Source organism: Pseudomonas cichorii (assembly GCF_018343775.1).
GTDB lineage: Bacteria > Pseudomonadota > Gammaproteobacteria > Pseudomonadales > Pseudomonadaceae > Aquipseudomonas > Aquipseudomonas cichorii.
The window spans coordinates 1251136-1274920 of record NZ_CP074349.1 but is presented as its reverse complement, the minus strand read 5'-3'; the positions used below and the strand labels follow the sequence as shown (position 1 = coordinate 1274920).

Genomic DNA, 23785 nt, shown 5'->3' with positions numbered 1-23785 from the left:
TTTTTTGCAATCAGGCAGTGGTCTTGACGCCACCGCTGGTTGTCAGTTGCAGCAATGTGCCTTGCAGAGTCTGTATGGTTGAGGAGGTCTGGGCGATCTGCCCTTGAATGGCCAGAATACGCGCAGCCTTTTCATCTTCCGAACCTTTGCTGTTCTGAGCGGCAGCCAACTGAGCCTGCTGCTGAACCAGTTGTTTTTGAGCCTGCTTGATCTGCTCTTTGATTTTTTCGATGGTTTCTTCGACACCCGCTCTAGCGGAAGCACCGCCTGCACCACCCGCCGCAGCACTACCACCAGCCTTGGCACCGTCAAGCGAAACACTTACACCACTTTTTTCCGTGCTGTCGGTTGCGGTCGTGGTCGCGGTGTCTGCGTCCTTGTTTTTGACGGTCAGCGACAGCGCGCTTGAATAGGCACTCAGCGATGAAGTATTGATAGTAGTCATGACGAACTCCTGGTTGTATGCGAAAGCTATCGACACATTTACACACAACTTGAATGAATCATTGTATCTCGAATGTATCGGCGTCCAGATTGGCCGGGAAGCGCGTGCGGTAGTCCCGCAGCGCCGCAGCATTCAGGGTTGCCTTAAAGACGCCATCCCCCTCACCGATATCGACGAGGCTGTCACCCTGAAAATCCAGCACCTGGCTATCACCTGTGTACGTAAAACCTTTGCCATCGTTGCCGACCCGGTTGACCGCCGCGACGTAACACAGGTTTTCGATGGCTCTGGCCGGTAGCAGACGATTCCAGTGCAGGCGACGAGCGCCGGGCCAGTTCGCGGTATAGAGCAACAGGTCGGTGTCCTGAGCATCACGGCTCCAGACCGGGAAGCGCAGGTCGTAGCAAATCAATGGCCGAATGCGCCAGCCGTTCAACTCGAACATCACCTGACGCTCACCAGGGCTGTAGTGCTCGTGCTCACCGGCCATGCGAAACAGGTGACGCTTGTCGTAATACAACAACTCGCCATCGGGGCGCGCCCACAACAGCCGGTTGCGATGATTGCCCTCGGCATCACGAATGATCACGCTGCCGGTAATCACTGCCTGGATACGCTTGGCCTGCTCCAGCAGCCACTGGGATGTCGGACCGCCTTCGGGTTCCGCCAGGGTTTCGGAGTCCATGGAAAACCCGGTGGTGAACATTTCCGGCAGGATCACCAGATCGACGTCTTTCACCTGTTCCAGCAAGCCGCTGAAGTGATCGAGATTGGCCTGCCGGTCATGCCAGACCAGAGTGGTCTGGATCAAGGCCAGGTTAAGGTCCTGCAACTGACTCAAATCGCGCATAGTTTTTCCGCTGCCTGAAGCAACGTCTCCTCTCGCTTGGCAAAGCACAGGCGTATCAGGCGCTGGCCTTCAGGCGGCGTTTGGTAGAAGACCGATACCGGAATGCTGGCCACACCGTGTTCACGGGTCATCCACAACGACATGTCGACATCGTTGAGGTCCGGACGGATCTGAGAGTAATCCACCAACTGGAAATATGTACCACCCACCCGCTCGAAACTGAAGCGCGAAGACGCTAGCTGGTCGCAGAAGAAATCACGCTTGGCCTGATAGAACGCCGGCAGTTCTTCTACATGCTCGGGATGCGCCGCCATGAAATCAGCCAGCGCCCACTGCAACGGTGTAACGCCACAGAAGCTCACGTATTGATGAACCTTGCGCAGCTCGGCGGACAAGGCCGGTGGCGCAACCACATAGCCGGTCTTCCAGCCGGTCACGTGGTAGGTCTTGCCGAACGAGCTGACCACAAAGGCGCGCTGATACAGCTCTTCATGGGCCAGTACGCTGACATGCTGGACGCCATCGAACACCAGATGCTCGTACACCTCGTCGCTGACCAGATAAATGTCGCGATTGGCAATAAGAGCAGCCAACTGGTCCAGTTCGGCACGACTGATCAAGGCACCGCTGGGGTTGTGCGGGCTATTGAGGATGATCATGCGCGTGCGCGGGCTCAAGGCATCGCCCAGCTTCTGCCAGTCGATGGAGAAGTCGCCCAGCCCGAGCTGCACATGCACGCAACGGCCACCGGCCAGTTCCACGGCAGGCTCGTAGCTGTCGTAGCAAGGATCGAAAACGATCACTTCATCGCCGGGACGAATGACGGCCTGGACGGCGCAGAAGATGGCCTGGGTCGCGCCCGGCGTGATGGTGACTTCGCTGTCCGGGTTGACCTCGCGCCCGTAACTGCGGGCGATCTTGGCTGCAACCTGCTGGCGCAGGGCTGGCAGGCCGGTCATCGGTGAATACTGGTTGTGGCCTTGAGCGACGTGAAGGCTCAAGGCATCGCGCAGGGCCTGTGGCCCGTCGAAATCGGGAAAGCCCTGGGACAGATTGATCGCGCCGGTTTCGGCGGCGAGCTGGGACATGACGGTGAAGATGGTGGTGCCAACATTAGGCAACTTGCTGTCGATCATTAGGGCCCTTCCCTGCAATACCCCCGGCATCACGGTGGCACGGGTCAGGCAGGATAGCCCATCAGGCGCGCATAAAAAAAGGCACCGTGCAGACTGACTGCAGGGTGCCTTTTCAGGAGAAAGACTCAGCGCTTGTCGCGGCGCTTCTTGTCTGCCTTCTTGTGGTGCGACATCAAACGACGCTTCTTGTTGACCTGGCGGTCGGTGAGCGTGTTCTTGTTGCCTTCGTACGGGTTCTCGCCGCCCTTGAACTCGATACGGATCGGCGTACCAACCAGTTTCAGAACACGGCGATAGGTGTTTTCCAGGTAACGGACATAGGACTTCGGTACTTTCTCGACCTGGTTACCGTGGATCACGATCAGTGGCGGGTTGGCACCACCCAGGTGGGCATAACGCAGCTTGATACGGCGGCTGCCGACCATTGGCGGCGCGTGCTCGCTGACGGCGTCTTCAAGAATCTGGGTCAGGCGGCTGGTTGGCCAGCGGGTGACGGCAGACTTGAAGGAGTTCTGAACCGACTGATACAGGTTACCCACGCCCGTGCCGTGCAAGGCAGAGATGAAGTGGATGTCGGCAAAGTCGACGAAGAACAGCCGGCGCTCCAGCTCGGTCTTCACGTAGTCGCGCTCGCCCGGCGTCATGCCATCCCACTTGTTCAGTGCGATGACGATTGCGCGCCCAGACTCAAGTGCGAAGCCCAGCAGGTTGAGGTCGTGATCGACCACACCTTCGCGGGCATCCATCACGAAGATCACAACGTTGGCGTCCTTGATGGCCTGCAACGTCTTGACCACGGAGAACTTCTCGACTTCCTCGTGGATCTTGCCGCGCTTGCGCACACCCGCGGTGTCGATCAGCGTGTACTTCTCTTCGTTACGCTCGAACGGAATGTAGATACTGTCGCGCGTAGTGCCCGGCTGGTCATAGACGATAACCCGGTCTTCACCGAGCATGCGGTTGACCAGGGTCGACTTGCCGACGTTGGGACGACCGATGATGGCGATCTTGATGCCGTCTTTTTCGCTCGGGCCAGGAATGCGCTTGGCTTCCTCACCTTCAGCGACGTCCTCGACCTCACCTTCTTCGATCTCGTCTTCGTCCTTGGGGAAATCCTTCAGGGCGATTTCCAGCATCTGGGAAATGCCGCGACCATGAGCACCGGCAACCGGGATCGCATCGCCCAGGCCCATCGGGCTGAACTCGGCACGCGCCAGGTTTTCATCGATGTTGTCGATCTTGTTGGCAACCACGTAAGAACGCTTGTTGCGCTTGCGCAGGTGCTCGCCGATCATCTGGTCAGCCGCGGTGTAACCCGCCTTGGCATCCACCAGGAACAACACGACATCGGCTTCTTCGATAGCCAGCAGCGACTGCTCGGCCATCTTTTCGTCCATGCCATGCTCGTCGCCGGAAATACCACCGGTGTCGATCAGGATATAAGAGCGCCCCTGCCACTTCGCCTCTCCGTATTGGCGATCACGGGTCAGACCGGACAGATCGCCGACAATGGCGTCGCGGGTCCTGGTCAGGCGGTTGAACATGGTGGATTTGCCGACGTTCGGTCGACCCACCAGGGCAATTACGGGAACCATGCGGCTCTCCACTTCGTTATTTCAGAAAATACAAAAGCCGCTGCAGGGCAGCGGCCGGAGTTCGGAGCAGCGCCCGCAGGCGCCGCAGCCTTGCCGAAGCAAGGTCGTCCGGGGCCTTGGCCCCGGACATGGACAATCATCACTTGATGGTCAGAGCTTCCAGCTTGCCGCTGTTACCAAACACATAAATCATGTCACCAACCACCAGCGGACGCGCACGAAGACCATCGCTGTCGATACGCTCACGCCCTACGAAACGGCCATCTACCTGGCTCAACAGGTGCAGATAACCTTCCAGGTCGCCAACCGCTACATAGCTGGAAAACACTTCCGGCGCGCCCAGTTGACGGCGAGCCAGCGATTCGTTGCTCCACAGTGCAGTGGAAGAACGCTCGTCGATACCTTCGACGGTGCCGGAGGCCAGGGTCGCGTAAACGCTACCAAAGCCCTGAGCTACGCCCGAGTAGCTGGAAGCATCACGCTGCCAGAGCACACGACCGCTTTCCAGATCCAGACCGGCAACCCGGCCCTGATAACTGGCAACGTACAGAGTACCACCCGACAGCAGCAGGCCACCGTCGATGTCGACAACACGATCCAGCTCGGAACGGCCTTGCGGAATGGCAACACGCTGCTCCCAGACCGGTACGCCGTTGCTGATATCCAGCGCCACGACCTTGCCGGTGGACAGACCGGCAACAGCCAGTCGGTTGGTGACCAGCGGTGCGCCAGTACCACGCAGGGTCAGTACCGCAGGAGTGCTTTCGTAGATCCAGCGCTGGGAACCTGTGACAGCGTCCAGACCGATCACACGGTCATCCTGAGTCTGAACCACGACTACATCGCCGTTGTTCGCAGGTGGCGCCAACACTTCGCTGGTCACACGGGCACGCCATTTCTCTTCACCGGAAGAAGCGTCAAGAGCAACGATCTCGCCTTTTTCAGTACCGATGGTGACCAGACCATAGGCCACACCGACAGCACCGGAAACAGGCAGTTCGAGATCTTTCTTCCAGATCACGTCACCGTTCATGCGATCCAGGGACATGATGACCCCGGTCACGTCCGAAGCGTAGATGCGGTCGCCATCGATAGCCGGAACCAGCATGTTGTAGGTTTTGCCCTGACCGTCACCGATCGAGCGGCTCCACTGCTTTTGCAGGACCACTTCTTCTTTGAAGTCGGTCAGCTCGGCAGGAGGCAATTCCTTTTTACTGTTGCTGCTGCAACCCGCGGCCAGAATGGCCAGAGCCAGCAATGCTGCATGTTTCCAACGAATCACGTCACGCATCCCCTTTCGCCAGATCGTCGAGCTTCATTTGCAGGCCACCCACCGCAGCGTCTTCAGACAGAGCGGACTTGGCCTTTTGGTATGCAGCATGCGCCTCGTCGGTACGACCCAGTTGCACCAGCAGGTCACCCTTGAGTTCTTCACGGCTGGCCAGGAACGCCTTGTCGGCATCGCCAGCAAGCAGTTTCAGTGCATCATCAGCCTTGTTCTGCGCAGCCAGCACACGAGCAAGACGCTGACGAGCGATTTCACCCAGCGTCACGCTGGCCGGCTTGTCGGCTACGGTTTTCAGTTCTGCCGCGGCATCGTCGAGCTTGCCGGCATCGACTGCAACCTTGGCGACGAACAGGCTACCGAACTGGGCATAGGCAGTGCCACCAAATTCGCTCTTGAGCTTGCCAGCGATTTCCGCAACGCGGGCGGTATCGGCCTGGCCGCTTGGCGTCAGCGAAGTTTCCAGCAGTTGCTGATAAAGCATCGAGGCGCCTTGCGACTGCTTGCTGTTGTAGTTCTGCCATGTGTACCAGCCAAAGACCACAACCAACGCCAGCAGACCGCCAGTTACCAGGGGTTTGCCGTTGCGCTGCCACCAGTCCTTCATTACCGCCAGCTCTTCATCTTCGGTACGCGACACCCCAATACTCCTATTCGCTAAATCGGCTGTTAATCAGCTTCAACCCTGCACGACGCAGGAGGCCAGGTGCTCGGACAGAGCATCCCAGGCAATATTTTGTTGTTCGCCCTGACCGCGCAGAGGCTTGACGCCTATCTCCTGGCGGGCAAGTTCTTCATCGCCAAGGATCAGCGCATACAGCGCACCGCTCTTGTCGGCCTTCTTGAACTGGCTCTTGAAGCTGCCAGCACCGGCGTTGACCTGCAAACGCAGATTCGGCAACTGGTCACGCACACGCTCGGTGAGGGTCAGTGCAGCCAGCTCGGCCGCTTCGCCGAAGGCGCACAGGTAGACATCCACCTGACGCGAGATTTCTTCCGGGACCTTTTCAAGGGTTTCCAGCAGCAGCACCAGACGCTCGATGCCCATGGCGAAACCGACGCCCGCCGTAGGCTTGCCGCCCATCTGCTCGACCAGACCGTCGTAACGGCCACCGGCGCATACGGTTCCCTGGGCACCCAGTTGATCGGTGACCCACTCGAACACGGTCTTGCTGTAGTAATCCAGGCCACGCACCAGCTTGGGGTTGATGACGTACGGAATGCCAGCAGCATCCAGACGCGCCTTGAGGCCTTCGAAGTGGACACGCGACTCTTCGTCCAGGTAATCCGCCAGCTTCGGCGCATCGACCAGCACGGCCTGGGTGTCAGGATGCTTGGTGTCCAGAACCCGCAGCGGGTTGGTCTTGAGGCGACGCTGGCTGTCTTCGTCCAGTTGATCCAGACGCGCCGACAGGAACTCCACCAGTGCATCACGATAACGCGCACGGGCTTCGCTGGTGCCCAGGCTGTTGAGTTCGAGCTTGACGGCATTGCGGATGCCAAGCAGGCCCCACAGGCGCCAGGTCAGGACAATCAGCTCGGCATCGATATCGGGACCGTCGAGGTTGAAGACTTCGACACCGATCTGGTGAAACTGGCGATAACGGCCTTTCTGAGGACGCTCGTGGCGGAACATCGGGCCGATGTACCACAGTTTCTGCACCTGACCGCCACCGGTAATCCCGTGTTCGAGTACCGCACGCACGCAAGCGGCAGTGCCTTCCGGGCGCAGGGTCAGGGAGTCACCGTTGCGGTCGGCAAAGGTGTACATCTCTTTTTCGACGATATCGGTGACTTCGCCGATGGAACGCTTGAACAGGTCGGTGAACTCGACGATTGGCATGCGAATCTGCCGATAACCGTAGTTATCCAGCAAACGCGCAACAGTGCCTTCAAAGTGACGCCACAGCGGGGTCTGCTCGGGCAGGATGTCGTTCATGCCACGAATGGCTTGCAGAGACTTACTCACAAAAAATCCTTAGCAATCTTGATTAGCCACGCACGATGACGGATGCGTCGGCTTCAGCTTTTTCGGCCGCTTTCTCGCGAATCAAGCGTTCAAGCTCGTTCACAAGATTGTCGTTGGTCAGTTTCTGCGCAGGCTTGCCGTCGATGTAGATCAGGTTCGGCGTACCGCCCGTGAGGCCGATATGCGCCTCCTTGGCTTCACCAGGACCGTTGACCACACACCCGATGACCGCAACGTCCAGCGGCACCAGCAAATCTTCGAGACGCCCTTCCAGCTCGTTCATGGTCTTGACCACATCGAAGTTCTGCCGCGAGCAGCTCGGGCAGGCGATGAAGTTGATGCCACGGGAACGAAGGCGCAAGGACTTGAGAATGTCGTAGCCGACTTTCACTTCTTCAACCGGATCAGCGGCCAACGAGATGCGGATAGTATCGCCAATCCCTTCGGCGAGCAGCATACCGAGGCCGACAGCGGATTTCACCGTGCCTGAGCGTAAACCGCCCGCTTCAGTGATACCCAGGTGCAACGGCTGGACAATCTGCTTGGCCAGCAGGCGATAGGCTGCGACGGCCATGAACACGTCCGAAGCCTTGACGCTGACCTTGAAGTCATGGAAATCCAGACGATCCAGATGTTCCACATGACGCAGGGCCGACTCGACCAGCGCCTCGGGGGTCGGCTCGCCATATTTCTTCTGCAGGTCTTTTTCCAGGGAACCGGCGTTGACGCCGATACGGATCGGAATACCACGATCACGGGCGGCATCGACCACCGCACGCACACGGTCTTCGCGACCGATGTTGCCGGGGTTGATGCGCAGGCAGTCGACACCCAGCTCGGCTACGCGCAGCGCGATCCGGTAGTCGAAATGAATATCGGCGACCAGTGGCACCTTGACCAGTTGCTTGATCCGGCCAAACGCCTCGGCCGCATCCATATCGGGAACCGAAACCCGCACGATATCGACGCCAGCCGCTTCAAGACGGTTGATCTGGGCAACAGTGGCCGCGACATCGTTGGTGTCGCTGTTGGTCATGCTCTGGACAGCGATCGGCGCATCACCGCCGACCGGAACGGAGCCGACCCATATCTTGCGGGATTCGCGACGCTTGATTGGAGATTCGCCGTGCATGACTTATTGCCCTAGTTTCAGGCGAGCAGTTTCGCCGCTGGTAAAGGGAGCTACGTCTACAGGCTCACCGTTATAACTGACCTGCGCACCACGAGCGTAACCAAGACGCAGGGTCAAAGGCGGCCTGCCAGTGACGTCCAGACTATCACCCTTGCGCTTGAGGCCGCTCATCAAAACCTTGCCATTGCCATCGGTGACCTGAGTCCAGCAATCGGCGGTAAATTGCAGCTTGATCTGGCCCGAACCTGCAGGGATCGGTGCAGATTCGACGGGCTCGGCAGGCGTAGAAGGCACGGCAGGCGCAACCGGCGCGACAGACGGAGTGTGCGTCGCGGCAACGGCAGGTGCAGTAGGCGCTGGAGCCGCTGCCGGAGCGGTCGGTGCAGCAGCCGGCGCAGTCACAACCGGAGCAGGTGCCACAGGTGCAGTGGCAGGCACTTCGGTCGGAGCGCTCGGGGTCAGAGGCAGTGGCGACTCATTGCCAGCCTTGCTGCTTTCGGCAGCGGCCTGCTCCTCTGACTCGTCCAGTGGATGAATCTGGGTGGTGCCATCAGCGCTTTCGACCTCGACATGCTCCATGCTCAGGCCGGTCTGATCCTTGCCACGCATGGACGTCTGATCCTGCCACCAGAAAAAGCCGCCACCGACAAGAACCATCAGCAATAACAGGCTGACGATGCGCAGGATATTGTGGGAAAGGCGCACAGGCTCTTCGATACGGCCCAGCGCATGGACAGAACTGCCCTTGCCATCGGTGCCGGTGTACTGATCGAACTGATCGACCAGCGCGGCCTGATCCAGCTCCAGCAGTTTGGCGTAGGCACGCACATACCCACGGGCGAAGGTATGCCCGGGTAGCTTGTCAAAATTCCCGTTCTCGAGATGAGTCAGGGAAGACACGGTGAGGTTCAGCCTCAAAGCCACATCTGGCAGCGACCAGTTTTTGCTCTCACGGGCCTGACGCAAGGTCTCACCAGGGTTAGAGCGAGTGGTTGCTACAACTTCGGGATGCGCCGCTTTCATCATTGCTCCGACAGGTATTGCTGATATTCCGGCGTACCGGGATAGAGTCTTTTGAGTTGCAGGCCAAAACTGGCCGCCTTGTTACGGTCGTCATAGACCTTGGCCAATCGAATGCCGAGCAGCAGGCTACGCGCATTCTGCTCGCTGAGTTGGCTGAAACGGTCGTAGTAGTCACGCGACGGCACATAATGCCCGTCTTCGTAAGACAACTCAGCCATTTCCAGCAAGGAACGTGGCTGTTGACGGTCAAGACGCAGTGCCTTGGTGAAATGCTCGCGAGCTTCCTCGCGCTTGTTCAGCTTCAGGGCGGTCATGCCCAGGCTTTCAAAGACCCGTGACCGCTCAGGATACAGGTTGTCTGCGGCAGCCTGCTGGAAACGTTCGTAAGCTTCCTGGTAGCGCTTCTGCTCGTAAAGGAAACTGCCGTAGTTATTGACGATTCGAGCATCGTTGTTGCTTGAAGACAATGCCTTGCGAAAGTGCTGGTCAGCCAGTTCAGGCTCCATCTCGGCCTGGAACACCAGCGCCAGCGCGGCATTGGCGTCAGGGTCGGAACTGTCGAGTTCCAGCGCCTTCTTCAGCGGTACCTTGGCGCGCTCGGTCTGACCCTGCTGGAAATAACCCAGCCCGAGCTGCACGTATGCCTTGCGAGCTTCATCACGCCCTTGCGGTGTCTTGAGTGGATCGACATGCCCTGTCGAAACGCACCCTACCAGCAACATAACAAAGCATGACAACAGCAAGGCACGCACAGACATGGAGTCCCTCTCGGTCAGTTTCGAGCGCCAGCGTTTGGAGCCGCATCGGCCTCGGCATTGAGCTCACGCACTGCAATATAGCGTTCACTGCGGCGCGTGCGGTCCATCACCTGCCCGACCAACTGGCCGCAAGCAGCATCGATGTCCTCGCCACGCGTGGTACGCACAGTGACGTTATAGCCAGCCTGATGCAACAGATCCTGGAAACGACGGATCGCATTGTTGCTCGGACGCTCGTAACCGGAATGCGGGAACGGGTTGAACGGGATCAGGTTGATCTTGCAAGGGGTGTCCTTGAGCAGCTCGATCATCTCGATGGCGTGCTCGACCTTGTCGTTGACGTCCTTGAGCAGGGTGTACTCGATCGTCAGCACGCGCTTCTCGCCCAGACTGGACATGTAGCGGCGGCAGGAGTCGAGCAGGACGCTCAGGGGATACTTCTTGTTCAGCGGCACCAACTGGTTGCGCAGTGCGTCGTTGGGCGCATGCAGCGAAAGGGCCAGCGAGACGTCGATGTGCTTGGACAGCTCGTCGATCATCGGTACCACGCCAGACGTGGACAACGTCACGCGGCGCTTGGAAATGCCATACCCCAGGTCATCCATCATCAGATGCATGGCGGCAATGACATTATCGAAGTTCAGCAGTGGCTCACCCATGCCCATCATCACCACGTTGGTGATGGCACGGTCGACGGTTGCCGGGACACTGCCAAAGGATTTGTTGGCAATCCAGACCTGGCCGATCACTTCGGCGGCGGTCAGGTTGCTGTTGAAGCCTTGTTTGCCGGTGGAGCAGAAACTGCAATCCAGGGCACAGCCCGCCTGGGACGAAACACACAAGGTGCCGCGCTTGCCCTGGGGGATATAAACGGTTTCGACGCAGCTGCCGGACTCTACGCGCACCACCCATTTACGGGTGCCATCGCTGGAGATGTCCTCGCTGACGACTTCAGGACCTCGTATTTCGGAACAGGCCTTGAGCTTTTCGCGCAATGCCTTGCTGACGTTGGTCATGGCGTCGAAATCATCGACGCCAAAGTGGTGAATCCACTTCATGACCTGACCGGCACGGAAGCGCTTCTCCCCGATAGAGTCGAAGAATTTCTCCATTTCCTGCTGAGTAAGGCCCAGGAGGTTGGTTTTACCAGTCGTTGCAATCATGAATTCACCCTTCACTCGTCAGTCGGCAGGACTTAGCGAGCGGTTACTTCTGTAGCTGCGAAAAAGTACGAGATTTCGCGAGCGGCAGCAGCTTCGGAGTCCGAGCCGTGAACAGCGTTGGCGTCGATGGAATCAGCGAAGTCAGCGCGGATGGTGCCTGGAGCAGCTTCTTTAGGGTTGGTAGCGCCCATCAGCTCACGGTTCAGAGCGATAGCGTTCTCGCCTTCCAGAACCTGAACAACGACAGGACCGGAGATCATGAAAGCAACCAGGTCGCCGAAGAAACCACGAGCGCTGTGCTCAGCGTAGAAACCTTCAGCTTCAGCCTTGGACAGTTGCTTCAGCTTGGAAGCAACAACGCGCAGACCGGCTTTTTCGAAACGAGTGGTGATCTCGCCGATTACGTTTTTAGCAACGGCGTCAGGCTTGATGATGGAGAAAGTACGTTGAACAGCCATGTGAAACTCCAGAAACAATGATTAAAGCGAAAAATTAAACCCGCGAATTATACGCGGGTTCTGGTGTATTGCCTAACTGCTTGCGTTACAGGTTCAGTCAGCTTCTTCGATCCAGGCCGCCTGAATGGCTTCCAGGACCTTTTCCCCGCCACGATTGAGCTCGTCGTCGAACCCTGGCAGCTCGGCTACCCAGTTGCGAAGATCGACGAAATTCACATAGCGCGGATCGACATCAGGCCTGGTTTCAGACAACTGAATCGCGATTTCCAGCACATCGACCCATTTGAGACTCATGAGCGTTCCTTGAATCAATGCGGCGCTTCGGCAGCATGGTTGAGCGAATACTTCGGAATTTCAACGGTGAGGTCTTCATTTCCGACGATTGCCTGACAGGACAGGCGCGAATGCACTTCCAGCCCCCAGGCCTTGTCCAGCATATCTTCTTCCAGCTCATCCGCCTCGTTCAGCGAGTTGAAACCCTCGCGAATGATGCAGTGACACGTCGTGCAGGCACAGACGCCGCCGCACGCACTCTCGATCTCGATATGGTTATCGTGAGCGATTTCAAGAATAGACGTACCGGGCTCCACCTCTACAACCAACCCGTCCGGGCAATGCTCGGCATGGGGCAGAAAAATCACCTGCGGCATCAGTTATTCCTCAATATCATTCAGGTTGCGCCCCGCGAGTGCGGCTTTCACCGTCGAATTCATGCGTCGGGCAGCAAATGCATCGGTCACCTGCGACAGACGCCGGGTCTGCTGCTCGATGGCCGGACCATCGGTGCCTTGCATCAATTCACGCAATTCTGTCAGTTGCAGATCGATCACCATCCGCTCTTCGGCATCGAGCAGACGATCGCCATCGACTTCAAGCGCGGCCTCGACCGCCTCGACAAGGCGTCGGGCGTCAACCTGCTGTTCACGCAGTACCCGGGCGACCTTGTCGTCACCGGCGTACTCGAACGAATCCTTGAGCATCCGGGTAATCTCGCCATCCGTCAGGCCATAGGACGGCTTGACCTGAATGCTCGACTCGATCCCCGAGCCCAGTTCACGGGCAGACACGCTGAGCAGACCATCCGCATCCACCTGGAAGGTGACACGAATTTTCGCAGCACCGGCCACCATCGGCGGAATACCGCGCAGCTCGAAGCGAGCCAGAGAGCGGCAGTCGCTGATCAGCTCACGCTCGCCCTGCAGGACATGAATCATCATGGCCGACTGGCCATCCTTGTACGTGGTGAAATCCTGAGCGCGGGCCACGGGAATGGTGGTGTTGCGCGGAATCACCTTCTCCATCAGGCCGCCCATGGTTTCAAGCCCAAGGGAAAGCGGAATCACGTCCAGCAATAACAGGGCTTCGCCATCTGTCTTGTTGCCAGCCAGGGTATCGGCCTGGACCGCAGCGCCAATAGCAACCACCTGATCAGGATCGATCTGGGTCAACGGCTGGCGACCGAACAGCTCGGCCACGGCTTCGCGAACACGCGGCACACGGGTCGAACCACCGACCATGACCACGGCTTCGACTTCTTCAATCTCGACGTTTGAATCACGCACCGCACGACGGCAAGCCTTGAGGCTGCGAGCAACCATCGGCTCAATCAGCGCATTGAAAGCATCACGCGTCAGCACGCCACGCCAGTCGCCGTGAGCCACTTCGACCGATTCAGCATCGGTCAGGGCTTCTTTCGCCGCACAGGCGGTCTGCAACAGGCTGCGCTGCACGGAAGGATCAAGGCTGGCGGACAGGCCGGCATCAGCAACAATCCAGCTGGCAATCGCGTGGTCGAAATCATCGCCACCCAATGCAGTATCGCCACCAGTGGCCAGCACTTCAAAGACACCGCCGGTCAGGCGCAGAATGGAAATATCGAACGTACCGCCGCCCAGGTCGTAAATGGCGACTACGCCTTCGGCTTTCTGGTCCAGACCATAGGCAACCGCAGCAGCCGTCGGCTCGTTGAGCAGGCGCAGCACATTGAGGCCGGCCAGTCTGGCGGCATCCTTGGTGGCCTGGCGCTGGGCATCGTCGAAATAGGCCGGCACGGTAATGACCGCCCCCACCAGATCGCCACCCAACGTAGCTTCGGCACGCTGACGCAGCACCTTGAGAATATCCGCCGACACTTCCACCGGGCTTTTCGGCCCCTGAATGGTGTCAATGAACGGCATGTGCGACTCACCCTCGACAAAGCGGTAAGGCAATTGCTCGCCCAGTTGCTTCACGTCACTGAGGCCGCGCCCCATGAGACGCTTGACCGACAGCACGGTATTGAACGGATCGACAGAGGCAGCCGCCTTGGCCGACAGCCCGACCTCGACGCGATCGGCGTGATAGCGCACCGCAGACGGCAGAATGACCTGCCCGTCGGCATCGGCAAGGGGCTCGGAAAGGCCGCTGCGCAATGCAGCCACCAGCGAATTGGTAGTGCCCAGGTCAATACCGACAGCCAGACGACGCTGGTGCGGTTTAGGACTTTGCCCGGGTTCAGCGATCTGCAGTAAGGCCATGCTTTTCTGAATAATCACAGGCGTGCGGCCGGGGCGGCACGGGGTTAATCGTCGAGGCGCTCTTCCAGCTGGCGCACTTCGTAGGAAAGCTTGTCGAGGAACTGCATACGCCGCATCAGCCGTTCGGCGTGCTCGCGCTGTGCAGCATCGTCCCAACAGGCGGCGAAGCTTTCGTTCAGTTCATCCTGAGCGCTTTTGAGGCGGCGCTTGAAGACCGCGACACCCGCCAGATCAGCCTCATCCTGCAGATCCTCCAGCTCTTCGCGCCATTGCATCTGCTGCAGAAGAAAATCAGGATCGTGGACAGTGACTTCCAGCGGCACCTCATCGCCTTTCATGACCAACAGGTAACGCGCTCGTTTCGGGGCGCTCTTGAGGGTCTGATAGGCCTCGTTGAGGCGGGCGGAATGCTCAAGCGCCAGACGCTGCTCACGCTCGTCGGCGTCAGCAAAACGGTCTGGATGTACGCTGCGCGCCAGCTCACGATAGCGCGTCGCCAACTGGTCGAGATCAAGACGAAAATCGGGCTTGAGGTCGAACAGGGCGAAGTGACAAGGAGTACCCACGGATAAAAGCCTCAGACGTTGAAGCTTTCGCCGCAGCCGCACTCACCGCGCGAATTGGGGTTATTGAACTTGAAGCCTTCGTTCAAACCTTCACGGACGAAATCGAGTTCGGTGCCGTCGAGGTAGACCAGGCTTTTCGGGTCGATAATCACCTTGACGCCATGCAGCTCGAACACGCTGTCCTCGGTACCCGCCTCGTCGACGAACTCGAGTACATAGGCAAGCCCTGAACAGCCTGTGGTGCGAACCCCAAGACGAATGCCATCACCTTTGCCGCGTCCGTCGAGGGAACGACGTACGTGGTTAGCGGCAGCTTCTGTCATGCTGATAGCCATCGGAACTCCTTTCTTGTCGCCAGCTTTCTCTGAAAAGACCGCTTCTTACAGCAAGCCTTTCTTCTGCTTGTAGTCACGGACGGCAGCCTTGATGGCGTCTTCCGCGAGTACCGAGCAGTGAATCTTTACCGGAGGCAGAGCAAGCTCTTCAGCCAGCTGAGTGTTCTTGATGGTCTCTGCTTCATCCAGAGTCTTGCCCTTCATCCACTCGGTCGCCAGGGAGCTGGAAGCGATGGCGGAGCCGCAGCCGTAAGTCTTGAACTTGGCGTCTTCGATGACACCTTGCTCGTTGACCTTGATCTGCAGACGCATCACGTCGCCGCACGCAGGAGCGCCGACCATGCCGGTGCCAACATCAGGATCTTCCGCGTTCATCTTGCCAACGTTGCGCGGGTTCTCGTAGTGGTCGATGACCTTTTCGCTGTAAGCCATGATTATGTTCCTCTCACATCAGGGAGTCGCTCTACAGGCCGGTCAACGGGGTTGCTCCCGGCCTGTGTGGCGGCGACTTTAAATTAGTGCGCCGCCCACTCGATCTTGGAGATATCGACGCCATCTTTGAACATGTCCCACAGCGGCGAAAGAGCGCGCAGCTTGGTAACAGCCTCGCAGACTTTCTGCGCGGCGTAGTCAATCTCTTCTTCAGTCGTGAAGCGACCAAAAGTGAAGCGTATCGAGCTATGTGCCAGTTCGTCATTACGACCAAGGGCGCGTAGCACGTACGAAGGTTCAAGCGATGCCGACGTACAGGCCGAACCGGACGAAACCGCCAGATCCTTGAGCGCCATGATCAGCGACTCGCCTTCGACATAGTTGAAGCTCAGGTTCAGGTTGTGCGGTACGCGAGCAGTCAGGCTGCCATTGACGTACAACTCTTCCAGATCTTCGACCTGCTTGAAGAAGCGGTCGCTCAGGGCCTTGATGCGAACGTTCTCGCTCGCCATCTCTTCCTTGGCGATACGGAAAGCTTCACCCATGCCGACGATCTGATGAGTCGCCAACGTGCCGGAACGCATGCCACGCTCGTGACCGCCACCGTGCATGGTCGCTTCGAGGCGAACACGCGGCTTGCGGCTCACGTACAGCGCGCCGATACCCTTTGGACCGTAGGTCTTGTGGGCCGAGAACGACATAAGGTCAACCTTGAGGCTGGCCAGATCGATTTCAACCTTTCCGGTGGACTGAGCGCCATCGACATGGAACAACACGCCACGCGAACGGGTCAGTTCACCGATGGCAGCGATGTCGTTGATGGTGCCGATCTCGTTGTTCACATGCATGATCGAAACCAGGATGGTGTCGTCGCGCAGGGCAGCTTCGATCATTGCAGATGTGATCAGGCCGTCTTCGCCCGGCTCGATGTAGGTCACTTCAAAACCTTCACGCTCCAGTTGGCGCGTGGTGTCGAGAACGGCTTTGTGCTCGACCTTGGAGGTGATGATGTGCTTGCCCTTGGTGGCGTAGAAATGCGCTACACCCTTGATGGCCAGGTTGTCGGACTCGGTGGCACCGGAGGTCCAGACGATTTCGCGTGGATCGGCGTTGACCAGATCCGCGACCTGACGGCGGGCGTTTTCAACGGCCTCTTCGGCTTTCCAGCCAAATACGTGGGAGCGGGAAGCCGGGTTACCGAAGTTTCCGTCAACCAGCAGGCAATCCATCATTTTCTGCGCTACGCGCGGATCGACCGGCGTGGTCGCAGAGTAATCGAGGTAAATCGGCAACTTCATTGAATCTCTCCTATCAGGCAGGCGCACCGCTCATTCATCTGCGTTCATTCGACGGCGGACGTTTCAATCTTTCCCAGCTGCGACGCATTGTTATTACTGCGGCGCATGTCCTGGCGCTGGGCGACTTCCTGCACCTCACGGCGAGTGACAAGATCCGCCAAGCTGATACCGCTTAAAAATTCATGAATCTGCTGGCTGAGGTCGCACCACAGGTGGTGGGTCAGGCAGGTATCACCGGCATGGCAATCACCCAGGCCCTGGCAACGAGTGGCATCGACCGACTCATTGACCGCATCGACAACCTGAGCAACCTGAATGCCCTGCATGTCGCGGGACAACTGGTAACCACCACCAGGACCACGCACGCTCGAGACCAGATTGCTGCGGCGCAGCTTGGCGAACAATTGCTCAAGGTAAGACAGGGAAATGCCTTGCCGCTCAGAGATATCGGCCAGAGACACTGGCCCGTGCTGCGCATGCAATGCCAGGTCAAGCATTGCTGTTACAGCGTATCGGCCTTTTGTAGTCAGTCGCATGGCGTGTACCGCGGAGGTTCGGAATAGGAGCGAGTATGCTATTCCCGAGTATTTAAGTCAACTATTAGACCTAGTGAAATAGTCGGGATTAGCCAAAATAGCGGGCGGTATCATAGCAAAGGCGCGTCGTATTGACACGCCTCCATATTCAGCAAGCCTTAGCCGACCTTCTCTTCACTCTTGTACTTCACGCAATCGAAAACCTCGTCATGCAGCTTGGGCAGCTCCTTGGCGCAGTAATCACTGCCAAGACGCCCCAGAGCGCCGCCCATGTCTTCCAGGCGGGCATCCACAGCTTGCAGGTGATCGAGCAACTGGCCAATGGCCCGGGCAACCGGGTCCGGCATGTCGGCACTGACACCATAGGCGTCGAACCCCAACTTCTCGGCCATCGCCTTGCGCCGTGCTTCTGCTTCGTCATCTGATTTAACAATGATGCGCCCCGGAATCCCCACCGCCGTCGCACCCGCCGGTACAGCCTTGGTGACTACTGCGTTGGAGCCGATCTTGGCACCCGCGCCCACCGTGAACGGCCCAAGCACCTTGGCACCCGCTCCGACCACGACGCCATCCTCAAGAGTCGGGTGACGCTTGCCTGCATTCCAGCTGGTGCCACCCAGCGTCACACCCTGATAGAGCGTGACATCGTTGCCGATCTCGGCCGTTTCGCCGATCACGATACCCATGCCGTGATCGATGAAAAAACGACGACCGATGCGCGCACCGGGGTGTATCTCAATACCGGTCATCCAGCGCCCGAAGTTGGACACCATCCGCGCCAGCCACTTCCAGCCATGGCGCCACAGAATATGCGCCAGCCGGTGCAGCCAGATGGCATGCATGCCCGGGTAGCAGGTCAGCACATCAAAAGCGTTACGCGCAGCCGGATCACGATGAAAAACACTTTGGATATCTTCGCGCAGACGTTCAAACATCATTGATCCTTCCGCTTATAAGGTTCACCGCGAGCCACTTTCTGGGTCTCGGTGAGGATGCCACGCAGAATGCTCAGCTCGGAGCGTTCCACCTCGCTACGACCATACAGGCGACGCAGCCGCGCCATCAGATGACGGGGCTTCTCGGGATCAAGAAAGGCGATGTCCACCAGCGCCGCTTCCAGATGACCATAGAAGCCCTCCATCTCATCCATGGTCGCCAGCTCGGCATTACGCGCCGCTGCGACTGGAGCTGTCGTCGACTCCTGCGCAGCCAGCCAGGACATGCGCACTTCGTAGGCCAGTACCTGAACCGCAGCCGCCAGATTGAGCGAACTGAATGCAGGGTCCGACGGGATATGGACGTGGTAATGACAACGCTGCAGCTCTTCGTTGGTCAGGCCGGCATGCTCGCGACCGAAGACCAGCGCAACCTCGGCGCCCTGCCCGGCCTGCTCGACGACCTTCACGCCAGACTCACGCGGGTCGAGCATTGGCCAGGGAAGACTGCGATCACGAGCACTGGTGCCCAGCACCAGACTGCAACCCACCAGCGCTTCTTCAAGGGTCGCAACGACCTGCGCACCTTCAAGAATATCGCCAGCACCCGACGCTCGCGCATCAGCCTCGGGAGACGGGAACACACGCGGCTCGACCAGTACCAGGCGCGAAAGCCCCATGTTTTTCATGGCACGCGCAGCCCCACCGATATTTCCGGGATGGGTAGTGCCGACCAGGACAACACGAATGTTCTGCAGCAAAGCGAGCGCTCACCGACAAAATTAAGGGGTGCAAATCTTACAGAACCTGCCTCATTAACGCCATGAACCTTACAGAGGCGCAGCCACGGAAAATCGTAAAACCTGATCGGGACGACAATGCCGGGGCTGGAAATAATTCGACTTAACCCATAGAATACCCGGCTCTCTTTAACAACCTTAGGTGAATTGTCCATGCAGCCCATGCTGAATATCGCGCTGCGCGCCGCCCGCAGCGCCAGCGAATTGATTTTCCGCTCCATCGAGCGCTTGGATACCATCAAGGTTGACGAAAAAGAAGCCAAAGACTACGTCACGGAAATCGACCGTGCCGCCGAGCAGAGCATCATCACCGCCCTGCGCAAGGCTTACCCTACCCACGGCATCCTCGGCGAAGAAAGCGGCCTGCACGCAGGCAGCGGCGAAGGCGCAGATTACCTGTGGATCATCGACCCGCTGGACGGCACCACCAACTTCGTTCGTGGCATCCCCCATTTCGCCGTCAGCATCGCCTGCAAATACCGCGGTCGCCTTGAGCACGCCGTTGTTCTCGACCCGGTTCGCCAGGAAGAATTCACCGCCAGCCGTGGCCGTGGCGCAGCACTGAACGGTCGTCGTCTGCGCGTCAGCCAGCGCAAGAGCCTTGAAGGCGCCCTGCTGGGTACCGGCTTCCCGTTCCGCGACGAGCAAATGGACGGCCTGGAAAACTACCTGGGCATGTTCCGCAGCCTGGTCGGCCAGACCGCCGGCATCCGCCGCGCAGGCGCTGCCAGCCTGGACCTGGCCTATGTTGCAGCCGGTCGCTTCGATGCATTCTGGGAATCAGGCCTGTCCGAGTGGGACATGGCAGCGGGCGCACTGCTGATTCAGGAAGCAGGCGGCCTGGTCAGCGACTTCACAGGCGGTCACGACTTCCTGGAGAAAGGCCACATCGTTGCCGGCAACACCAAATGCTTCAAGGCAGTCCTGACTGCCATCGCTCCACACCTGCCGCCTTCGCTGAAACGCTGAATGGCAGATGTAAAAAAACCGGCTTTCGCCGGTTTTTTTATGCCTGCTGAGCGTAGGAGCGAATTCATTCGAGAATAAGCCCGACTACTCCCACATCACGGCTTATTGAGCAGCCTGACTCAGAATCAGCTGACCATTCTTGTCCACAGGGATCTGACTACCCGGGTCATTGGCCATACGGACCTGCCCAACCTTCTCGTTCAACTTGTACTTCACGTTGTAGCCCACGACCTTGTCACTGATATCGTTGACGGTATTGCAACGCGTTTCAGTCGTGGTGTAGGTATCGCGGTTCTGCATGCCTTCCTGAACCTTGTTACCCGCATAACCACCGCCTACCGCACCGGCGACCGTGGCAATCTTCTTGCCGTTACCGCCGCCAACCTGGTTACCGAGCAAGCCACCCGCCACAGCACCGATCACGCTACCCACGATCTGATGCTCGTCCTTGACCGGAGCACGATGGGTAACGGCTACATCCTTGCAGACCTCACGAGGGGTCTTGATTTGTTCCTTGATCGGCTCGACGGCCAACACATCTGCATACTCTGGGCCGCCCTTGACCAGGCTGTAGGTGGCAACAGCGCCACCAGCGGTAACGACAGCAGCACCCAACACAGCACCAACAAGCAGAGACTTGTTCACTTTGAACCTCCTGACCTACGGACGCGTAGATTCTTTCCTACGCACTGCCAAGCCTTGGAGCATAAAAAAAGGCGCGAGTTCCGAACTCGCGCCTTTTCATTTCTTCATTTTTAGCGGGGCATCAAGGCAAATCATCCGCCTTCTCGGTGACAACCGGAGGAATCAGATCCTCGGTGGTCAGGTTCAGCCAGATCAGCATCACGTTGGCGATGTAGATCGACGAGTAAGTACCCGCCAGAACACCGATGAACAACGCGATGGAGAAGCCTTCCAGGCTGTCGCCACCGAACGCCCACAACGCAATGATTGCCAGCAGCGTCGAGACCGAAGTCGCAATGGTGCGCAGCAATGTCTGGGTGGTGGAGATGTTGATGTTCTCGATCAGCGAAGCCTTGCGCAGCAGGCGGAAGTTTTCACGTACACGGTCGAACACGACAATGGTGTCGTTGAGCGAGTAACCGATGATCGCCAGCACCGCCGCCAGAACCGTCAGATCGAACGTGATCTGGAAGAACGACAGGATGCCCATGGTCACGACCACGTCGTGAATCAGGGAAATGATCGCACCGACCGCAAACTTCCACTGGAAGCGGAACGCCAGATAGATCAGAACGCCACCCAGGGCCAGCAACATGCCGATACCGCCCTGGTCACGCAGCTCTTCACCGACCTGCGGGCCGACGAACTCGACACGCTTGACGGTCGCCGGGTTATCGGCACCCGCCTTGCGCAGCGCATCGGCTACCTGAGTACCCAGTTGCGGGTCTTCACCCGGCATGCGCACCAGCAAGTCGGTGGTCGCGCCGAAGCTCTGCACCACGGCCTCGTGGAAACCGGCCGAAGCCAGCTCCTCACGCACCTTGCCCAAATCAGCAGGACGCTCGTAGGTCAGCTCGATCAGCGTACCGCCGGTGAAGTCCAGACCGAAGTTAAGCCCTTTATGGAACCAGCTGAACAGCGCCAGTGCAGTAAGGAGCATGGTAACGGCGAACGCGACATTGCGAACGCCCATGAAGTTGATGGTACGTAACATGGCAGCCCCTTAAATCCACAACTTCTTGAAGTCACGACCGCCGTAGATCAGGTTGACCATTGCGCGGGTCACCATGATGGCCGTGAACATCGAGGTAAAGATCCCGAGCGACATGGTCACCGCAAACCCTTTGACGGGGCCGGTGCCCATCGCAAAGAGAATGCCGCCGACCAGCAGCGTCGTCAGGTTGGCGTCGAGGATCGCCGTGTAGGCACGATCGAAACCTTCGTTGATTGCACGCTGCACGCTCATGCCATTGGCAATTTCCTCACGAATACGCGAGAAGATCAGCACGTTGGCATCCACCGCCATACCCATGGTCAGAACGATACCGGCAATACCCGGCAGGGTCAGCGTTGCACCCAGCAGAGACATCAGCGCCAGCAGCATGACCATGTTGAAGGCCAGAGCGACCGTCGCGATCAGACCGAAGAAGCGGTAGATCGCCATGATGAACAGCGAAACGAACAGCATGCCCCACAGGGAAGCATCGATACCCTTGGTGATGTTGTCGGCACCCAGGCTCGGGCCGATGGTGCGCTCTTCAGCGAAGTACATCGGTGCCGCCAGACCACCGGCGCGCAGCAACAACGCCAGCTCGGAGGACTCACCCTGGCCGTTCAGACCGGTAATCCGGAACTGGCTGCCCAGTGGCGACTGGATGGTCGCCAGGCTGATGATCTTCTTGTCTTCCTTGAAAGTCTGCACCGGCACGTCTTTCTCAACGCCATCGACCATCTGCTTCACATAGGTCGTGACCGGACGCTGCTCGATGAAGATCACCGCCATGCTGCGACCCACGTTGCTGCGGGTTGCGCGGCTCATCAGCTCGCCACCATGACCATCGAGGTTGATGTTCACCTGTGGACGGCCGTGCTCGTCGAAGCTCGCCTTGGCGTCAGTCACCTGGTCGCCGGTAATGATCAGACCACGCTCGACCGCTGCTGCCGGACGTCCGCCTTCGCGGAACTCGAACATCTCGGTCGTGCCTTTGGAGTCATCAGGACCTGCGCCCAGACGGAACTCCAGGTTGGCTGTCTTGCCGAGAATACGCTTGGCTTCGGCAGTGTCCTGCACGCCCGGCAACTCAACCACGATACGGTTGGCGCCCTGGCGCTGAACCAGAGGTTCGGCAACACCCAGCTCGTTGACCCGGTTACGTACGGTGGTCAAGTTCTGCTTGATGGAGTAATCGCGAATTTCAGCCAGCTTGACGGCTGTCAGCGCCAGACGCAGAACGGGAATACCGTTCAACTCGGCAGGCGTGATATCGAAATCGGTGAAGGTCTTGCGGACCAGGGCACGGGCCTGTTCACGCTCGGCATCGTCGGTGAAACCCAACTGAATGACGTTGTTGACCTGTGGAAGGCTGCGATAACGCACCTTTTCCTTACGCAACAGGGTTTTGACTTCGCCTTCATAGACTTTCAGGCGAGCATCGATGGCCTTGTCCATGTCCACTTCCAGCAGGAAGTGCACACCACCGGAAAGGTCCAGACCCAGCTTCATCGGGCTTGCGCCCAGGTTACGCAACCATGTCGGGGTAGTACGGGCCAGGTTGAGTGCGACGACATAGTCATCACCCAACGCCTTGCGCACCACATCCTTGGCTGGCAACTGATCTTCCTGCTTGCTCAGACGCAACAAACCGCCCTTGCCATTCTCAGCCAGAGAAGAGGCCTTGACCGCGATACCGGCATCGGCAAGCGCCTTGCCTGCACGGTCCAGATCCGCCTGACTGACCTGCAACGCAGTACTCGCGCCACTGATCTGGATAGCCGAGTCGTCAGGGTAGAGATTGGGTGCGGAATAAATGAAACCGACCACCAGCACCGCCAGGATCAGTACGTATTTCCACAGAGGGTATTTGTTCAGCATCACGCCGCCCGCTTAGAACGCGGGGCGC

At 58.6% G+C, this 23785-nt stretch carries 26 protein-coding genes; 1 reads left to right on the top strand and 25 read right to left on the bottom strand.

The genetic code is table 11. From position 1 onward, the window contains the following. Positions 1-10: 10 nt before the first annotated feature. The 22 genes from KGD89_RS05725 to trmJ form a co-directional block, all read right to left on the bottom strand. Entirely contained in the window at positions 11-445 is a 435-nt protein-coding gene (locus KGD89_RS05725; protein WP_025258850.1) for a hypothetical protein, read from the bottom strand. Between the two features lie 58 nt (positions 446-503). Further along, positions 504-1295 carry an amidohydrolase gene (locus KGD89_RS05720; RefSeq protein WP_025258849.1) on the bottom strand — a complete coding sequence of 264 codons (792 nt, stop codon included), beginning with the start codon at positions 1293-1295 and terminating at the stop codon, positions 504-506. Then, positions 1283-2431: a pyridoxal phosphate-dependent aminotransferase gene (locus tag KGD89_RS05715; protein WP_025258848.1), complete on the bottom strand. Its 1149-nt coding sequence runs from the start codon at positions 2429-2431 to the stop codon at positions 1283-1285. Before KGD89_RS05715 ends, KGD89_RS05720 begins: the two co-directional genes overlap by 13 nt. Positions 2432-2556: 125 nt before the next feature. Then, on the bottom strand, positions 2557-4026 hold the full coding sequence (gene der / locus KGD89_RS05710; RefSeq protein ID WP_025258847.1) for a ribosome biogenesis GTPase Der: 1470 nt from the start codon (positions 4024-4026) through the stop codon (positions 2557-2559). A gap of 139 nt (positions 4027-4165) precedes the next feature. Then, positions 4166-5317 carry an outer membrane protein assembly factor BamB gene (bamB, locus tag KGD89_RS05705; protein ID WP_025258846.1) on the bottom strand — a complete coding sequence of 384 codons (1152 nt, stop codon included), beginning with the start codon at positions 5315-5317 and terminating at the stop codon, positions 4166-4168. Beyond that, positions 5310-5951, bottom strand: coding sequence for a YfgM family protein (locus tag KGD89_RS05700; RefSeq protein ID WP_025258845.1), 642 nt, complete (start codon positions 5949-5951; stop codon positions 5310-5312). Before KGD89_RS05700 ends, bamB begins: the two co-directional genes overlap by 8 nt. Positions 5952-5990: 39 nt before the next feature. Next, complete coding sequence (gene hisS, locus KGD89_RS05695) at positions 5991-7280, bottom strand: histidine--tRNA ligase (protein ID WP_025258844.1); 1290 nt, start codon at positions 7278-7280, stop codon at positions 5991-5993. A gap of 22 nt (positions 7281-7302) precedes the next feature. After that, positions 7303-8412 carry a flavodoxin-dependent (E)-4-hydroxy-3-methylbut-2-enyl-diphosphate synthase gene (ispG, locus tag KGD89_RS05690; RefSeq protein ID WP_025258843.1) on the bottom strand — a complete coding sequence of 370 codons (1110 nt, stop codon included), beginning with the start codon at positions 8410-8412 and terminating at the stop codon, positions 7303-7305. Positions 8413-8415: 3 nt separating this feature from the next. Continuing rightward, the gene (locus KGD89_RS05685) at positions 8416-9435 is read right to left on the bottom strand and encodes a RodZ domain-containing protein (protein WP_025258842.1); all 1020 of its coding nucleotides are present in this window, start codon (positions 9433-9435) and stop codon (positions 8416-8418) included. Beyond that, positions 9435-10193: a type IV pilus biogenesis/stability protein PilW gene (gene pilW, locus KGD89_RS05680; protein ID WP_025258841.1), complete on the bottom strand. Its 759-nt coding sequence runs from the start codon at positions 10191-10193 to the stop codon at positions 9435-9437. The genes KGD89_RS05685 and pilW overlap by 1 nt, the downstream gene beginning before the upstream one ends. Positions 10194-10207: 14 nt before the next feature. Next, the gene (gene rlmN / locus KGD89_RS05675; protein WP_025258840.1) at positions 10208-11356 is read right to left on the bottom strand and encodes a 23S rRNA (adenine(2503)-C(2))-methyltransferase RlmN; all 1149 of its coding nucleotides are present in this window, start codon (positions 11354-11356) and stop codon (positions 10208-10210) included. Between the two features lie 32 nt (positions 11357-11388). Further along, entirely contained in the window at positions 11389-11814 is a 426-nt protein-coding gene (ndk, locus tag KGD89_RS05670; protein ID WP_025258839.1) for a nucleoside-diphosphate kinase, read from the bottom strand. Positions 11815-11907: 93 nt separating this feature from the next. After that, entirely contained in the window at positions 11908-12108 is a 201-nt protein-coding gene (gene iscX, locus KGD89_RS05665) for a Fe-S cluster assembly protein IscX (protein WP_025258838.1), read from the bottom strand. 14 nt (positions 12109-12122) lie between these two features. Further along, a complete protein-coding gene (gene fdx, locus KGD89_RS05660) occupies positions 12123-12464 on the bottom strand; it encodes an ISC system 2Fe-2S type ferredoxin (protein WP_025258837.1) in 342 nt (113 codons plus the stop codon). A 3-nt stretch (positions 12465-12467) separates the two neighbouring features. Then, positions 12468-14330, bottom strand: a complete 1863-nt coding sequence (gene hscA / locus KGD89_RS05655) for a Fe-S protein assembly chaperone HscA (protein WP_025258836.1) — start codon at positions 14328-14330, stop codon at positions 12468-12470. Positions 14331-14374: 44 nt separating this feature from the next. After that, the gene (gene hscB / locus KGD89_RS05650) at positions 14375-14896 is read right to left on the bottom strand and encodes a co-chaperone HscB (protein ID WP_025258835.1); all 522 of its coding nucleotides are present in this window, start codon (positions 14894-14896) and stop codon (positions 14375-14377) included. 11 nt (positions 14897-14907) lie between these two features. After that, complete coding sequence (iscA, locus tag KGD89_RS05645) at positions 14908-15231, bottom strand: iron-sulfur cluster assembly protein IscA (protein ID WP_025258834.1); 324 nt, start codon at positions 15229-15231, stop codon at positions 14908-14910. 45 nt (positions 15232-15276) lie between these two features. After that, entirely contained in the window at positions 15277-15663 is a 387-nt protein-coding gene (iscU, locus tag KGD89_RS05640; protein WP_002552476.1) for a Fe-S cluster assembly scaffold IscU, read from the bottom strand. A gap of 83 nt (positions 15664-15746) precedes the next feature. Continuing rightward, positions 15747-16961, bottom strand: coding sequence for an IscS subfamily cysteine desulfurase (locus KGD89_RS05635; RefSeq protein WP_025258833.1), 1215 nt, complete (start codon positions 16959-16961; stop codon positions 15747-15749). 44 nt (positions 16962-17005) lie between these two features. Further along, a complete protein-coding gene (iscR, locus tag KGD89_RS05630; protein WP_025258832.1) occupies positions 17006-17497 on the bottom strand; it encodes a Fe-S cluster assembly transcriptional regulator IscR in 492 nt (163 codons plus the stop codon). A gap of 158 nt (positions 17498-17655) precedes the next feature. Next, entirely contained in the window at positions 17656-18432 is a 777-nt protein-coding gene (gene cysE, locus KGD89_RS05625) for a serine O-acetyltransferase (protein ID WP_025258831.1), read from the bottom strand. Then, a complete protein-coding gene (gene trmJ / locus KGD89_RS05620) occupies positions 18432-19193 on the bottom strand; it encodes a tRNA (cytosine(32)/uridine(32)-2'-O)-methyltransferase TrmJ (protein WP_025258830.1) in 762 nt (253 codons plus the stop codon). Before trmJ ends, cysE begins: the two co-directional genes overlap by 1 nt. A gap of 192 nt (positions 19194-19385) precedes the next feature. Here trmJ and suhB point away from each other — a divergent pair, with 192 nt between their 5' ends. Beyond that, positions 19386-20201: a type III secretion system regulator SuhB gene (gene suhB, locus KGD89_RS05615; protein WP_025258829.1), complete on the top strand. Its 816-nt coding sequence runs from the start codon at positions 19386-19388 to the stop codon at positions 20199-20201. A gap of 102 nt (positions 20202-20303) precedes the next feature. Here suhB and KGD89_RS05610 read toward each other — a convergent pair whose 3' ends face one another. The 3 genes from KGD89_RS05610 to secD form a co-directional block, all read right to left on the bottom strand. After that, positions 20304-20846, bottom strand: coding sequence for a glycine zipper 2TM domain-containing protein (locus KGD89_RS05610; protein WP_025258828.1), 543 nt, complete (start codon positions 20844-20846; stop codon positions 20304-20306). A 121-nt stretch (positions 20847-20967) separates the two neighbouring features. Then, the gene (gene secF, locus KGD89_RS05605; RefSeq protein ID WP_025258827.1) at positions 20968-21879 is read right to left on the bottom strand and encodes a protein translocase subunit SecF; all 912 of its coding nucleotides are present in this window, start codon (positions 21877-21879) and stop codon (positions 20968-20970) included. A 9-nt stretch (positions 21880-21888) separates the two neighbouring features. Further along, entirely contained in the window at positions 21889-23757 is a 1869-nt protein-coding gene (secD, locus tag KGD89_RS05600) for a protein translocase subunit SecD (RefSeq protein WP_025258826.1), read from the bottom strand. Positions 23758-23785: the final 28 nt, after the last annotated feature.